Annotated in this window: 14 protein-coding genes; 13 read left to right on the forward strand and 1 reads right to left on the reverse strand. The window is 56.6% G+C overall.

Annotated elements, in window-relative coordinates:
- Window positions 1–12 precede the first annotated feature (12 nt).
- Window positions 13–786 carry a siderophore-interacting protein gene (locus ACG0Z5_RS16195; protein ID WP_394449178.1) on the forward strand — a complete coding sequence of 258 codons (774 nt, stop codon included), beginning with the start codon at window positions 13–15 and terminating at the stop codon, window positions 784–786.
- Between the two features lie 50 nt (window positions 787–836).
- On the opposite strand, the gene ACG0Z5_RS16200 is transcribed toward ACG0Z5_RS16195, so the two are convergent.
- Window positions 837–1,817 (reverse strand): DNA repair protein, encoded by a 981-nt coding sequence (locus ACG0Z5_RS16200; protein WP_394449181.1) that lies wholly within the window; start codon window positions 1,815–1,817, stop codon window positions 837–839.
- Between the two features lie 193 nt (window positions 1,818–2,010).
- Here ACG0Z5_RS16200 and ACG0Z5_RS16205 point away from each other — a divergent pair, with 193 nt between their 5' ends.
- The 12 genes from ACG0Z5_RS16205 (at window position 2,011) to ACG0Z5_RS16260 (ending at window position 13,830) form a co-directional block, all read left to right on the forward strand.
- Window positions 2,011–3,033: a methionine ABC transporter ATP-binding protein gene (locus tag ACG0Z5_RS16205; RefSeq protein WP_394449184.1), complete on the forward strand. Its 1,023-nt coding sequence runs from the start codon at window positions 2,011–2,013 to the stop codon at window positions 3,031–3,033.
- A 1-nt stretch (window position 3,034) separates the two neighbouring features.
- Window positions 3,035–3,703: a methionine ABC transporter permease gene (locus ACG0Z5_RS16210; protein ID WP_394449218.1), complete on the forward strand. Its 669-nt coding sequence runs from the start codon at window positions 3,035–3,037 to the stop codon at window positions 3,701–3,703.
- Window positions 3,704–3,722: 19 nt separating this feature from the next.
- Window positions 3,723–4,535 carry a MetQ/NlpA family ABC transporter substrate-binding protein gene (locus tag ACG0Z5_RS16215; protein WP_394449187.1) on the forward strand — a complete coding sequence of 271 codons (813 nt, stop codon included), beginning with the start codon at window positions 3,723–3,725 and terminating at the stop codon, window positions 4,533–4,535.
- A 140-nt stretch (window positions 4,536–4,675) separates the two neighbouring features.
- A complete protein-coding gene (locus ACG0Z5_RS16220; RefSeq protein ID WP_394449190.1) occupies window positions 4,676–5,047 on the forward strand; it encodes a copper resistance protein in 372 nt (123 codons plus the stop codon).
- Window positions 5,048–5,095: 48 nt separating this feature from the next.
- Window positions 5,096–7,108, forward strand: a complete 2,013-nt coding sequence (locus ACG0Z5_RS16225; RefSeq protein ID WP_394449193.1) for a protein-disulfide reductase DsbD family protein — start codon at window positions 5,096–5,098, stop codon at window positions 7,106–7,108.
- A gap of 2 nt (window positions 7,109–7,110) precedes the next feature.
- The gene (locus ACG0Z5_RS16230; RefSeq protein WP_394449196.1) at window positions 7,111–7,695 is read left to right on the forward strand and encodes a DsbA family protein; all 585 of its coding nucleotides are present in this window, start codon (window positions 7,111–7,113) and stop codon (window positions 7,693–7,695) included.
- On the forward strand, window positions 7,685–8,188 hold the full coding sequence (locus ACG0Z5_RS16235) for a protein disulfide oxidoreductase (protein ID WP_394449200.1): 504 nt from the start codon (window positions 7,685–7,687) through the stop codon (window positions 8,186–8,188). Before ACG0Z5_RS16230 ends, ACG0Z5_RS16235 begins: the two co-directional genes overlap by 11 nt.
- A 234-nt stretch (window positions 8,189–8,422) precedes the next feature.
- A complete protein-coding gene (locus ACG0Z5_RS16240; protein ID WP_319786166.1) occupies window positions 8,423–8,683 on the forward strand; it encodes a YtcA family lipoprotein in 261 nt (86 codons plus the stop codon).
- Window positions 8,684–8,699: 16 nt separating this feature from the next.
- Window positions 8,700–9,716 (forward strand): multidrug transporter subunit MdtN, encoded by a 1,017-nt coding sequence (gene mdtN / locus ACG0Z5_RS16245; RefSeq protein ID WP_394449203.1) that lies wholly within the window; start codon window positions 8,700–8,702, stop codon window positions 9,714–9,716.
- Between the two features lie 11 nt (window positions 9,717–9,727).
- Window positions 9,728–11,698: an FUSC family protein gene (locus ACG0Z5_RS16250; protein ID WP_394449206.1), complete on the forward strand. Its 1,971-nt coding sequence runs from the start codon at window positions 9,728–9,730 to the stop codon at window positions 11,696–11,698.
- Window positions 11,699–11,700: 2 nt separating this feature from the next.
- Complete coding sequence (locus tag ACG0Z5_RS16255) at window positions 11,701–13,137, forward strand: efflux transporter outer membrane subunit (RefSeq protein WP_394449209.1); 1,437 nt, start codon at window positions 11,701–11,703, stop codon at window positions 13,135–13,137.
- Between the two features lie 213 nt (window positions 13,138–13,350).
- The gene (locus ACG0Z5_RS16260) at window positions 13,351–13,830 is read left to right on the forward strand and encodes an Hcp family type VI secretion system effector (protein ID WP_394449212.1); all 480 of its coding nucleotides are present in this window, start codon (window positions 13,351–13,353) and stop codon (window positions 13,828–13,830) included.
- Window positions 13,831–14,156 lie beyond the last annotated feature (326 nt).

The following is a 14,156-nucleotide window of genomic DNA, read 5'->3' on the forward strand; positions in this document are numbered from 1 at the left end:
TGAGATGACCTTATGACCCCTTCGAGCCCTCAGAAGAAATACCCGAAGCGAGTGCGCAATGAGCTACGCTTTCGCGAGCTGACCGTCCTGCGCGTGGAGCGCATCAGCCAGGCTTTTCAGCGTATCGTGCTGGGCGGCGAGGCGCTGGCAGGCTTTACCTCAGCCGGATTTGACGATCACACCAAGCTGTTTTTTGCCGAAAAGGGTAGCCGTGTCACGCCCCCCACCGTGACGGACGAGGGCATTGTCTGGGCCGACGGGGTGCGTCCGCAGACGCGGGATTACACGCCGCTGTACAACGCCGAAACGCATGAGCTGGCGTATGACTTTTTCATTCATGATGGCGGGGTCGCGAGCCAGTGGGCGGTGAATGCCAAAGTGGGTGACACGCTGACCATTGGTGGCCCGCGCGGATCGCTGGTAGTACCGGAGGATTACGCCTGGCAGCTGTACGTATGTGATGAGTCGGGAATGCCTGCGCTGCTACGTCGTTTTGCCGCGCTGCGCCAGTTACCGCAGCGCCCGCAGGTGAAGGCGATTGTTACCGTAGCCGATGCCGCATATCAGGATTATCTGGCGGATAGCGGGTTTGAAATTGACTGGGTGGTGGGCCACAGCCAGCAGGCGGTAGCCGATAAACTGGCGGCGTTAAGCGTGCCGCAGGAGGATTATTTCCTCTGGCTGACCGGCGAAGGCGCGGTGGTGAAAGCGCTGCTTGATGGTTTTGTTACCGAGGCGATGGACCCGCAGCTGGTGCGGTCGCAGGCGTACTGGCATAAGAAGTAGTTTGCAGTTCCCCCTCTCCCTTCATGGGAGAGGGCCAGAATGAGGGGGAATCACGCCACCTCATCAAATCCTGCGTCAAAAATCTGTCTCTCTAGGGTGCGAATGGTGTTGCTCATCGCTTTCTCCTGCTGGTGGAAATAGCCTTCCTGATCGCGAAGGGTCGTCACCAGCTGCCAGGCGCCTTCTTTTTCCAGACCGGTCAGCTCCAGCTTCAGGGCGCTGATGTGCTGGCGGATCTCGGCTACCCGTTCGCGCAGACGCTCCAGGCTGTTCAACCGCTCGCTGGCCATCATCGGCTGCTGGCCTTTCATTAATCGGGCGAGGATCGTCCGCACCGTGCTGAGATCGCCCTGCTGGCGCGCCTGATTGAGCCGCACCATCAGCGTCGTTGCTTCGGCTTTCAGCTCATTATCCACCAGATCCGGATGGCACAGCTTACTGGCCTGACGCCAGAGCTTTTTCAGCTCCTGACGGTCTGACTCCGCCAGACGCTGCTGCGCCTCCTGGTGGCGCTGGGCTTCCTGATGGCGCTGGCGATACGATTCATAATCCTGACTGGCGGCATCGGCCTGGCGGGCGGACTCCTCGGCAATCGGTTCACTCCGGCTGCCTTCCCGTAGCTGACGGCGGAGTGTTTTTTCCGCCAGCACTTTTCGCAGACGCAGGATCTCGGTCATCAATGGTCCGAGTCGGGTCATGTACAGATCGTTAAATTCATCCAGCCGCTGAATGCGTGCGCTGCGACGATCGAGCAATTCCTGTCGCTCAGCCTCCAGCGTTTTCAGCTCCAGCTTGTGAGCCACGATGCGCGGATCTTGCCAGGGTGTCAGCGCCCGCTGGTTCTGCAACCATGCCCCGATTGCTGCGACCGCATCCGCATAGCGCTTATGCTCCAGCGCCGATACGATAGCTTTTAGCCCCTCATCCAGCGCCTCTTTTTTTAACTGCAACAGCTGGCCGTGGATGATCTCTTCATCCTCCAGCTCAATCGCATTCTTGATGATTTCCAGTCGCTTAATTGGTTTGTTCATGGCGCGTTGGTTCAGCTTCCAGGCCCGCAGAGTGGCTGGCAGATTACCACTGCGTCGTTGTGACTGTCAGCGACAAATCGCAAAAATGCCTGTTAGCACATCGTGATATATCCATATGCGCATTTTGTTGTTGAGTTATTCATACAAGTGATGTTACCGTCTGGACGTCTATAGCTCTATACATCTAAAAATAATGATTGTACTAAACCAAATCCGCAAAATTTTTGACCACGGCAAAACGCCCATCACTGCCGTGGACGACGTCAGTCTGACGGTCGAACAGGGGCAGATTTACGGCATTATCGGCTACAGCGGCGCGGGTAAAAGCACCCTGATCCGCCTGCTGAACGGCCTGGAAAAACCGACTTCCGGCAGCGTGGTCATTAACGGCCAGGATATCTCAGCCGCGAAGGGGGAAAGCCTGCGCCGCGCCCGACTGAAAATCAGCATGGTGTTCCAGCATTTCAACCTGCTGTGGTCGCGCACCGTCAGCGACAACATCGCCTTTTCGATGCAAATCGCCGGAGCGCCGAAAGCACAGATTAAGGCCCGCGTGGCGGAGCTTATCGAACTGGTGGGGCTGACCGGGCGCGAACATGCCTATCCGTCGCAGCTTTCCGGCGGGCAGAAACAGCGGGTGGGCATTGCGCGGGCGCTGGCGAATAGCCCGGACGTGCTGTTGTGCGACGAAGCCACGTCGGCACTCGATCCGCAAACCACCGATCAGATCCTCGATTTACTGCTCGATATCAACCGTCGGTTTGGCCTGACTATCGTGCTTATCACTCACGAAATGCACGTGGTGCGCAAGATTTGCGACCGGGTGGCGGTGATGGAGAATGGCCGCGTAGTGGAAGAGGGCGAGGTTATCCGCGTCTTTACCCATCCGCAGCAGCCGATCACCCAGCAGTTTGTGCGCCAGGTGAGCCAGTATGCTGACGACGAAGCGTTTAATCCGGCGCTGGCGAACGATTTGCAGGGCAGCGTAATCAAGCTGACCTTTACCGGGCACAGCACGCATCAGCCGGTCGTGGGCGAGTTGACGCTACGTTATGGCCTGCCGTTCAACATTCTGCACGGCAAAATGACCCAAACGGCGCACGGCGTGTTCGGCCAGCTTTGGCTGCACGTGGTGGCGACTGATGAACAGCTGAACAACATCCTCGCGGATTTGCAGCACAGCGATATCGACGGCGAGGTGATTAAACATGGCTAATTTGACTGAACAATGGTTCCCGCATCTTGACCTGGATGCCCTCTGGGCGGCGACGCAGGAAACGCTGTACATGACCGCCTTTTCCGGGGTCGCGACCTTTGTGCTGGGCATTGTGCTGGGGCTGGCGTTGTTCCTGACAGCCAAAGGTGGCCTGTTCCACAACCGGGCGGTGTACAGCGTGATTTCGGTGGTAGTGAACGTTTTCCGCTCGATTCCGTTCATCATCCTGATTGTGCTGCTGATCCCGTTCACCAAGACGGTTGTCGGCACCATTCTCGGCGCGGATGCCGCCCTACCGGCGCTGATTGTCGGTGCGGCCCCGTTTTATGCGCGTCTGGTGGAAATTGCCCTGCGTGAAGTCGACAAAGGGGTGATTGAGGCCACGCGTTCGATGGGCGCGCGTCTGTCGACCCTGATTTTTCGCGTCCTGCTGCCGGAGTCTTCCCCGGCGCTGGTCTCGGGCATTACCGTCACCCTGATTGCGCTGGTGAGTTACAGCGCAATGGCCGGGGTGATTGGCGCAGGTGGCTTAGGCAATCTTGCGTATCTGGAAGGATTCCAGCGTAACCATAACGACGTCACGCTGGTGGCGACGGTCACCATTCTGGTCATCGTCTTCATCATTCAGTTCTGCGGCGACGTGGTCACTTCTCTTTTAGATAAACGATAATTCTTTGGGACTACACATCATGAAAAAAACACTGACGCTGATTGCCGCCGCCACCCTGAGCGCCCTGAGCTTTGCTGCCTGGGCCGACACCCTGACCGTGGGCGCGTCTAACGTCCCGCATGCCGAAATCCTTGAGCAGGCAAAACCGATTCTGGCTAAAGAAGGGATCGATCTGGAAATCAAACGTTTCCAGGACTATATCCTGCCGAACACGGCGCTGGCCGGGCGTGAAATCGACGCGAACTATTTCCAGCACATTCCGTATCTGAACAGCGTCCTGAAAGATCATGCGGGCGATAAAGAGTTCGATTTCGTCAGCGCCGGGGCGATTCATATCGAACCCATCGGCATCTATTCTAAGAAATATAAATCGCTGAAAGACCTGCCGGAAGGCGGCAAAATTATCATGCGTGATGCGGTGTCAGAAGAAGGCCGTATCCTCTCTATCTTCGAGAAAGAGGGCGTGATTAAGCTCAAGCCAGGGATTGATAAAGTTACTGCACGCATCAGCGATATCGTTGAGAACCCGAAAAAGCTGAAGTTCCTGCCGAACGTTGAAGCGTCGCTGCTGCCGCAGATGTACAACAACGACGAAGGCGCGGCGGTGGTCATTAACGCCAACTACGCCATCGACGCAGGCCTGGACCCGGTACACGATCCTATCGCTGTTGAAAGCGGTGAGAACAACCCGTATGCCAATATCATTACCGTGCATCGCGGTGACGAGAAGAAAAAGGATATCGTGGCGCTGGTGAACGTGCTGCACTCGAAGGAGATTCAGGATTGGATCCGCACCAAATATAAAGGCGCGGTGATCCCGGTTAATAATTGATTGATAGACACCTTAACCCTCGCCAAGTGGGAGGGTTAAGGTGAGGGGAAAAAGCTGCACCGCTCCTCACCCAGACACTTCTTTACAGCACTCTGCCCCTTCACCCGTTAAGATAAGCCTCAAATTTAACTGAGGCGTTTATGATTTCACGTCAGCGTAAAGCTTTTCTTCTTGTCGCTCTGGCATGTCTGGTGGTGCTTATCTGCACCGCGCAGCGCATGGCGGGGCTGCACGCGCTGATGATGAATGCCTCTCCGGTCGCGCAGCAATCTCTTCAACAAACCACTGAACAGAGCAGCGATAGCGAGGCTCCGGTCACGCCCTGCGAGCTGAGCGCCAAATCCCTGATGGCCGTGCCGCCGGTGCTGTTTGAAGGTGCGATGTTTGGCATAGCCCTGCTGATGGCGGTGCTTGCCGCCGTGCCACAACGCCCGGAACGCCAATGGCCTCCGCGCGTCATATCTCCGCCCCGGCTACGGGTGCATCTGCGATTATGCGTCTTCCGTGAGTGATCACTGACCTGGCAGTTCAGGTTAATCAATCATTTACGGAGAAAACGAATGCGAATTTTATTCAGGCAGCTTGTGCTCTGCCTGCTCTGGCTATGGCTGCCTGTCAGCCATGCAGCCGACAGTGGCTGGCTGCGCGCCGCCGATAACGATCATGCCAGCGTCAGGCTGCGCGCCCAGGCTCAGCCGGGTGGCGACGTGCAGATGCTGCTTGATGTGACCCTCGAAAAAGGCTGGAAAACCTACTGGCGATCGCCGGGAGAAGGCGGTATTGCGCCCGCGATAACGTGGCAGACGCCGCTGGAGATGGACTGGCGTTGGCCGGTGCCACAGCATTTTGAGGTGGCGGGCATTTCGACCCAGGGCTATCAGGGTAACGTCTCGTTCCCGATAACGCTGCACGGCAAACTGCCGGAGAAACTGGCGGGCGTGCTGACGCTCTCGACCTGTAGCAACGTCTGCATCCTCACCGACTATCCCTTTACGCTCGACATGAACGCTCCCGCCGGTGCGGATTTCAGCTACGACTTCACCCGCGCCATGGGGACGCTGCCATTACAGGATGGCCTGACATCGCAGCTTGAGGCGGGTTATCGCTCCGGCAAACTGACCGTCACCGCGACTCGTGGCGCAGGCTGGCAAAAGCCTGAACTGTTTATTGATACCCTCGCCGATACCGATTTCGGCAAACCCACCTATCAGATTGACGGCCCAACCCTGACGGCCACCTTGCCAGTGAGCGACGGCTGGGGCGAAACCGCCCCGGATCTGCGCGGTAAAACAATTTCGCTGCTGCTGGCAGACGGCGGTCAGGCCCAGGAAAGCCGCGTGGCCGTGGGAGAAGCCAGCGTGAGCGACACCACGCTGTCCCTCGGTTGGGTGCTGCTGATGGCGCTGGCGGGCGGGCTTATCCTCAACGTGATGCCGTGCGTGCTGCCGGTGCTGGCGATGAAACTCGGCACGCTGGTGCACACGCCGACCCACAGCCGCCGCCAGGTGCGTCAGCAGTTTCTTGCCTCGGTCGCCGGGATTGTGACCTCGTTCCTGGCGCTGGCATTGATGATGACCGCGCTGCGCCTCAGCAATCAGGCGCTCGGCTGGGGTATCCAGTTCCAGAACCCGTGGTTTATCGCGGCGATGGCGCTGGTGATGGTGCTGTTCAGCGCCAGCCTGCTTGGATTGTTTGAAATCCGGCTCTCCTCTGGCGTATCCACCTTCCTGGCGACCCGGGGCGGCAACGGTCTGGCAGGGCATTTCTGGCAGGGCGCGTTTGCCACGCTGCTGGCCACGCCGTGTACGGCGCCGTTCCTCGGCACCGCGGTGTCGGTGGCGCTGGTGGCTCCGTTGCCGCTGCTGTGGGGGCTGTTCTTCGCGATGGGCATCGGCATGAGTTTGCCGTGGTTGCTGATCGCCGCCTGGCCGGGGCTGGCGCTGCATATGCCGCGTCCGGGACGCTGGATGAACGTGGTGCGCGTTGTTCTCGGGCTGATGATGCTCGGCTCGGCGCTGTGGCTTGCCAGCCTGCTGACGGTGCATATCGGTCAGACCCCGACGCTGACGCTGTTCGCCGTGGTGGTTGTGTCTTTGCTGCTTGCCACGCTGTGGCGCTGGGGCTGGCGGGTGGCAACAACCTGCCTGTTGCTGACGGCGCTAGGGGCGGCGGCGGCGTTCCCGCTGCTACGAAGCGGAAGCCAGGGCATCGTTGAAGACCGCATTGCGTGGCAGCCCCTGAGCGAAGAGGCCATCCGCGCCGCACGGGCAGACAACAAGCGGGTGTTTGTCGATGTGACGGCTGACTGGTGTGTGACCTGCAAAGCCAACAAATACAACGTATTGCTGCGGGATGATGTACAGGAGGCGCTCACCGCCCCGGACGTCGTCGCCCTGCGCGGGGACTGGAGCCGTCCATCCGACAGCATCAGCCAGTTTCTTCGGGCTCGCCACAGCGTGGCGGTGCCTTTCAATCAAATTTATGGCCCAGGGCTGGAACAGGGGCGCATCCTGCCGCCGCTGTTGAGCCGCGATGACGTGCTGCAAACCCTGACCGACGCCAAAGGACAATAACGATGCGTATTTTGACTTTTATCCTGCTGTTTTGCTTTTCAACCCTGAGCCTTGCGGCTGAACCGGATCTGGAGAATTTGCTCTGGAACGACCCGAATACGCCGTCGATGGGGGCGGAAAAACCGCGTCTGACGCTGGTGTCGTTCACCGATTACAACTGCCCCTACTGCAAGCAGTTTGACCCGGAGCTGGAGAAAATCGTACACAAATTCCCGGAGGTGAAGCTGGTGGTAAAACTGCTGCCGTTTCGCAGTGAAAGTTCGGCCAACTCGGCGCGCATAGCGTTGACCGCCTGGCGGCAGCAGCCGCAACAGTTCTGGGCGCTACATCAGCGTTTGATGTCGAAAAAGGGCTATCACGACGATGCGTCCATTCTGGCTGCGCAACAGAAAACGGGGACGGAGAACATCAAGGCCGACGGGCAAAGCGGCGAGACGTTACAGATGAACCTGATCCTCTCGCAGGTGCTGGGCGTGCAGGGTACACCGGCCACGCTGGTGGGGAAAACCATGGTGCCGGGCGCTATCCCGTATGACGATCTGGAGGCGCTGGTGAAAGAAGAGCTGGAGAAAGTTGATGCGGGCTAAACTCAAACGCTGGCTGCGGGAAGGCGTGGTGCTGGTGCTGATCGCCGCCGCCGCAATGCTGGTGATGGATCAGTTCCGCAAACCCACGCTGCCCGCGGCGTTCGCCAGCGCGCCGATGCAGACCCTGGACGGTAAAACAGTCGACCTGGCGGGGATGAGTCACGACAGTCCGTTGTTGGTATACGTCTGGGCGACGTGGTGCGGCGTGTGCCGTTTCACCACCCCGTCGGTGGCACAGATTGCCGAGGAGGGCGGCAACGTGGTCAGCGTGGCGATGCGATCCGGCGATGATGCTACGCTCAGCGCATGGCTGGCGCGTAAGCACTACGCCCTTCCGACTATCAACGATGCCGAGGGCAAACTCACCCGCAGCTGGCAGATCCAGGTCACGCCGACGCTGGTTATTATCGACAAAGGCGAAGTGAAATCGATAACCACCGGTTTCACCAGCGGCTGGGGAATGAAACTGCGATTGTGGTGGGCAGGCGTGTAACGCCTTAATAACGAAAGAGACCTGTCGGCTGGCAGGTCTTTTTTATTTGTGATGCCGAATCATGAAATTTATTTTTAAATCAGAAAAACGGCAAAATAGTATAGCAAACTAATAATCGCCAATGTAATTAAATTCCAGGGTGTTATAATACAGGCATTCACTGTTTTAATCTGATGGCCCTTTCTGACGGGTCATTTCCTGTTTTTTACGTTCAATCATTGGTCACCTGCCATTATGAGAATAAGACTGTATGCCCTGCTGGGGTTACCCGTCATTTTTTCCCTGTCGGGATGTTCACTTTCCCCCTCGCTGCCCTTTCTGGGCGCGGCTTTCCCTGACTGGCTTTATTGCCTCGCGGGCGGCGCTGCACTCACCGGACTGATATTCAGCCTGTGCGGAAATAAACTCAGCGAACGCTTCAAATTAAATCTCGCCAGCTGGTTATTAATTGCAGCGACTTTCTCAATGATTATCTGGTTATTTATTTTCAGCTAACCGACAGGCCATTACCATGTTTAAAAATAAGCAAAAAACAACGTTAATTGGACTGACGGCGCTGGCCCTTGGCGTGCTCGGTCTGGTTATCTGGCGCGTGGATGCCCGACCGCGAACCGATGATGCCTACGCCTATGCGGATACGATTACCGTTTCACCGGAAGTCAGCGGCAGAATTATTGCCCAACCGGTGCACGATAATCAGTTGGTACAGCAAGGTGACCTGCTTTTCCGCATCGACCCGGCAACATACCAAGCCGCGCTGAAGCAGGCGCAGGCGAAACTCGCCGGGCTCGACAGACAAATTGAGTTGACCCAACGCTCGGTCAATGCCCAGAAATTCAGCGCGGGCTCAGCCAAAGCGGCGATTGCCAGCGCGCAGGCTGATGCCAAAAAAGCCGCCGATACTCTGCATCGTCTTGCCCCGCTGCTTTCGCAAGGGTTTGCCTCAGCAGAAGAAATTGACCAGGCGCGTGCGGCCAATGCCAGCGCGCAGTCACACCTGCAAAGCCTGCAATTACAGGCGAAACAAGCCGCGGCAGCGGTCAGTGGCGTCGATGCGCTGGTGGCGCAGCGGGCAGAAATTGACGCGCAGATTGATATTGCGAAGCTCAATCTGGCGCATACCGAGGTTCGCGCGCCGTTTACCGGTCGCGTGGCGTCGCTGAAAACCAGCGTGGGCGAATTTGTGGCGGCGGGCAAACCGGTGTTTACCCTGATCGACACCACCCACTGGTATGTCATCGCCAACTTCCGCGAAACCGAACTTAAAAAAATTCACGAAGGCACCCCGGCGCGCGTTTGGCTGATGAGCGACACCGGCAAAACGTTTGACGGCCAGGTGGATTCCATCAGCTTCGGCGTGCTGCCCGATGATGGCGGCAGCGTGATGTCAGGACTGCCCGTCGTTAAAAGGAACATCAACTGGGTCCATGTCTCACAGCGTTTCCCGGTAAAAATTCGGGTCGCTAATCCGGACCCGCACCTGTTCCGCGTCGGTGCCTCTGCGGTGGCAACGCTGCAACCTCGTTGAACGGAGGCGATATGATTACACGTGCGGACCCCGCCCGGGAGACCGGGCTGCAACGGCTAGCCCGTTTACTGCGACCGTATCCAGGACGCGGCAATCTGATGATGCGTTGCCTGATTACCTGCACGCTGGTGATGATTATCTCGCTGACGCTGCAGGTGCCTTTTCTGGCGCTGTCGCTGATCGCTGTCTTTTATGTCACCCAGAAGAATATCGTTCTGTCGACGCTGACCGGGGCTTTGTTCGTGCTCGGTACCACGCTGGCGGTAGGGCTGTCGATTCTGACCCTGAAACTCACCTGGGAATACCCGTTGCTGCGCCTGTTGATGGCCAGCGGGCTGTTTTTCGCCTGTGTCTATCTGATGCGCGCCACGAAATATGGGGTGATCTTTTTCCTCAGCGGTTTGGTGATTTTCTATACCCAAACGTTCGCGGATATGACCGATAACGCCGACAGCGTGGTGAGGATGATCCTCTGGCTGTGGGTGGCGATTAACTACGCCATCATCCTCACCCTGACCGTCAATCTGCTGTTTCTTCCGCAAGAGCCAGTGGCACAACTCCGGGGCGCATTGCAGGCGCAACTGGCCGAAATAATCGCGCGCATGGAACGCTTTATTCGTCGTGAACCTGCCCCGGAAGCCTTGTCAGCCGCCGCTATCCAGGAAAAGACGCTGATGCTCCAGCATATGTTGGCCTTCGCCATTATGCGCGATAAGCGATATCGGCAGGATGAGGCCTGGCATCTGGCGCGGATCAGTACCGTGTCGGGTCTGTATCAGATGGTGCAACAGTTGCCGGCGCAGCCGCAGGCCGATGAACTTGTGCTGGCGCAAACTCTGCTGGAGAGCTGTAAGCGTTTTGCCGCGTCGATAGCTGAAGATAGCGCGTTTTCGGTCGACTCAACGGACGCTTTTCAACGCACCCGGCAGGGCACGCTGGTGCGGATGCTGGAAACCCTCGCCGCGTTCTCGCATTACCAGCATGTGCCCGCTGAATCACCGGCAGAATCGAAAGAGAACGCCCGTGTTAAAGGTCTGGTGATGAACCAGACCTGGTGTCGGTTTGCGTTGAAAACGCTGCTCTCTACGCTGGTCTGTTATTTCATTTATATCGCTGCAGATTGGCAGGGCATTCACACCATTATGCTGAGCTGCATCATCGTGGCGCAGTCGAGCCTGGGCTCCACGGCGCATCGCGGATTACTGCGTGTCATTGGCGCGGTGCTCGGGAGCCTGGCGGCGCTGCTGATGGTGATACTGGTCATGCCACATATCGAGAGCGTGGTCGGCCTGCTGGCAATGTCGCTACCGGTTATCGGCCTGGGGGCCTGGATTTACGCCGGTTCGGAAAAGATAAGCTACGCCGGGATCCAGATGATGTTTACCTTCGCCCTGGCGCTGCTGGAGAGCTTTGGTCCAACCTTTGAGCTGGTCGAAATCCGCGACAGGGTGATCGGCATTCTGCTCGGAGTGCTGATCGCCACCGTTTTCCATCGCTATGTGTGGCCAGAGCGGGAAGGCAAATTGTTCTGGACCCGGGTCAGCAGTCTACTCACCGCGCTCGCCGAGCGGGTGAAAACACACTCGGCGCAAGCGGGCGCGGAAATTGCGCTGCGCCAGGCGCTGGCAGGTTGTCAGGGGATTGCGGGCCGGGTGGCGATGGAGCCTGGCTGGTCGGCGGACAATCGCCAGTCGGAAAGTGAAATCCTGGCGGCGCAGCAGGTGCTCGGTCATCTCAGTGAAATCATCTATCAGTTTGAACATCTCAAAGCCGGGCAGCGTGAAAATGACTTCGCCGTCGAGCGCCAGCAGGCAGCGGAGCGATTACAGCACTGCGCGACGCTTGCCGAATTGGGCGAACCGACCGCGCTCGTCGCGCCGAATACTGAGGGTGAGGCGGGGTGTTTACAGCCCCTTTTCTACGAAATTGAACAGCTTAATCTCAGCCTGCGTACCCGGCAGACTGCTACCGAAAGGGGATAACTATGCGTCGTTTACAACACCTGAATAACCTCAAACCTCTGGCTCTGTTTTGCGGTGTATTGCTGGCCGCCTGTGCGCCGATGAAAGATGAGCCCGCAGCCGCGAAACCTATCCAGCAGCAGGACATCGTGCTGCCCCCTGATGCCAAGCTGACCGCGCAACAGTGGCCGGATTCGACCTGGTGGAAGCACTACAACGATCCGCAACTGAATGCGCTTGTCGCCCATGCGGTTGCAGATTCCCCGTCGATTGCGCTGGCTCATGCCCGTGTGGCCCAGGCGCGGTCAGATGTGGCGCTGATTGAATCGGGCACTCAGCTCAAAGTGAATGCGATGGCTGAAATTAATGAGGCACATGTCTCGGGGAATGGTTATCTCGGCCCGTTCGCGGAAGACCGCCCGAGGCTCGGCACCAGCGGGCCGTGGTACACCGAAGGGATAGTTGGGCTTGGGGCGACGCTGGATATCGATCTCTGGGGAGAACACCGCGATCGTCTGGATGCCATCATGGGCGTGGAAAACGCACATAAGCTCGAAGAGAAAGCGGTTCAGCTTGAAATTTCAGCCGATGTCGCCCAGCTCTATTACGGGATCCAGACCAACTATCAGGTCACGCAGCGCCTTGAAAAGCTTAAACAATCCGAGACGTTTGTGCTCAACTCCCATGAGGCCCGCGCGGCGAGAGGACTTGAATCACACGCAGATGCTGAAATGGCGAAAACGATGCTGTTGACTATCGACCAACAGCTGTCGATGGCTAAACAGCAGCGCGTCGCGTTCCGGGAATCACTCCGGGCGCTGAGCGGCGGCGGTGAGCTGGCGGAGATCCGACCGATGCCGTTGCCGGTGGCGAAAACGCAATTACCGTCTTCACTCAACTATCAACTGCTGGCCCGTCGCCCGGACTTGCAGGCGGCGCACTGGTATGTCCAATCCTCGATGAAACAAATCGATGCCGCCAAAGCGGCGTTCTATCCTACGTTCGATATCAAAGCTTTCTTTGGGTTTGACGCGCTGCATATGGACGATCTGTTCGATCACGCCAGCCAGCAGGCCAATATTGTTCCGGGCCTGTATTTACCGATCTTCTCCGGTGGACAGCTTGAAGCGAACCTCGATAAGACTCGTCACCAGCGGGATATGCTGATTTCGCAGTACAACCAGGCGGTACTCACGGCGGTAAAAGATGTGGTGACGACCGGGTCAGCGCTGCAATCCTTGCAGGAAGAACAGGCGTTGCAGGATGAGAAAGTCAGCTCGGCGGCGGCGGGTATGAGCAACGCGAAAGCCCGTTTCCAGCGGGGACTTATCAGCGAAGCGATGGCCGATGAAGCGCAGCGCCAGTGGCTAAGCGCGCAAATCAAACAAATTGAGATGCAGGGACAGCGGATCAGTAAGGATATTCTGCTGAATAAAGCACTCGGGGGCGGGAAAGTGTAAAGACTGGATAATAAAAAAGCCACTCACGATGAGTGGCTTTTTTAGATGATTTTAGCGCTAAATTTGGTGACCCGGTAATCCCCCCAAAAAAACCATAATTTTATAGGGGCTTTATTATGGGTGCTTATGTTACATTCAGGAGGTTCACTTAATGCTATAGCCCTCTACGCTCCGTGGCACCAAGTCACATTGTTAATATAAGGATATTGAATAATGGCTAACGTAATCTATGCAACAGTGAAAGGTAAACAGCAGGGACTTATTTCTGCCGGGTGTTCCTCTATAGACTCCATTGGTAATAAAGGACAAACCGGTCATTTAGACCAAATCCTGATAAATAGTCTGAACTATGCGATGAGCAGGGAACAGCATGTCAGCCATCACCCTGTCGTATTTACCAAACCTATCGATAAATCCTCCCCTTTGCTGGGCGTGGCTATTTCTAACAATGAATCGCTTGAAGTCCTGTTTGAGTTCTACCGAACCAATGCGTCCGGTGCGCAAGAGCTTTACTTCAACATCTTAATCACTGATGCCTCCATTTCCGATATCTCGGGCTCACACCCACACTCAATTACGCACAGCGGCGCGCAACCGCAAGAAACCATCTCTGTGAAATACAAGAGCATTACCTGGAGCCATATCATAGCAGGCACTAGTGGTTACAGCATTTGGGATGACAGAGTCTATTAATATGAAGGAGGGATGGTTAAGTTCATCCCTCACAAATTTAATTTCCCTTATTTTTAAAGGCCATAATGCTAACAATCGTTACTAATAATCTAAAGAAGTAAGGTGCATTCGACATAAACTCATTATATTCAGGAACAGAGAACCCTAGAGTAGGGATGGTTTTTTTATGAAACCTATGAAAATGAAAAATAATAAAGACTCCTGTTAGGTAATCGCACCAAAACGAGTGTAAGAGTGTAGTGGCACACTGAATTTGGCCACCTGAATAGAGGTGATATCATCACCTCACAGAAAAAACAGGTGACATTATGACCGGACGTAACAGA

Origin of the sequence: Scandinavium sp. M-37, from assembly GCF_043558715.1 — a bacterium.
In the GTDB taxonomy this organism is placed as follows: domain Bacteria; phylum Pseudomonadota; class Gammaproteobacteria; order Enterobacterales; family Enterobacteriaceae; genus Scandinavium; species Scandinavium vulneris_A.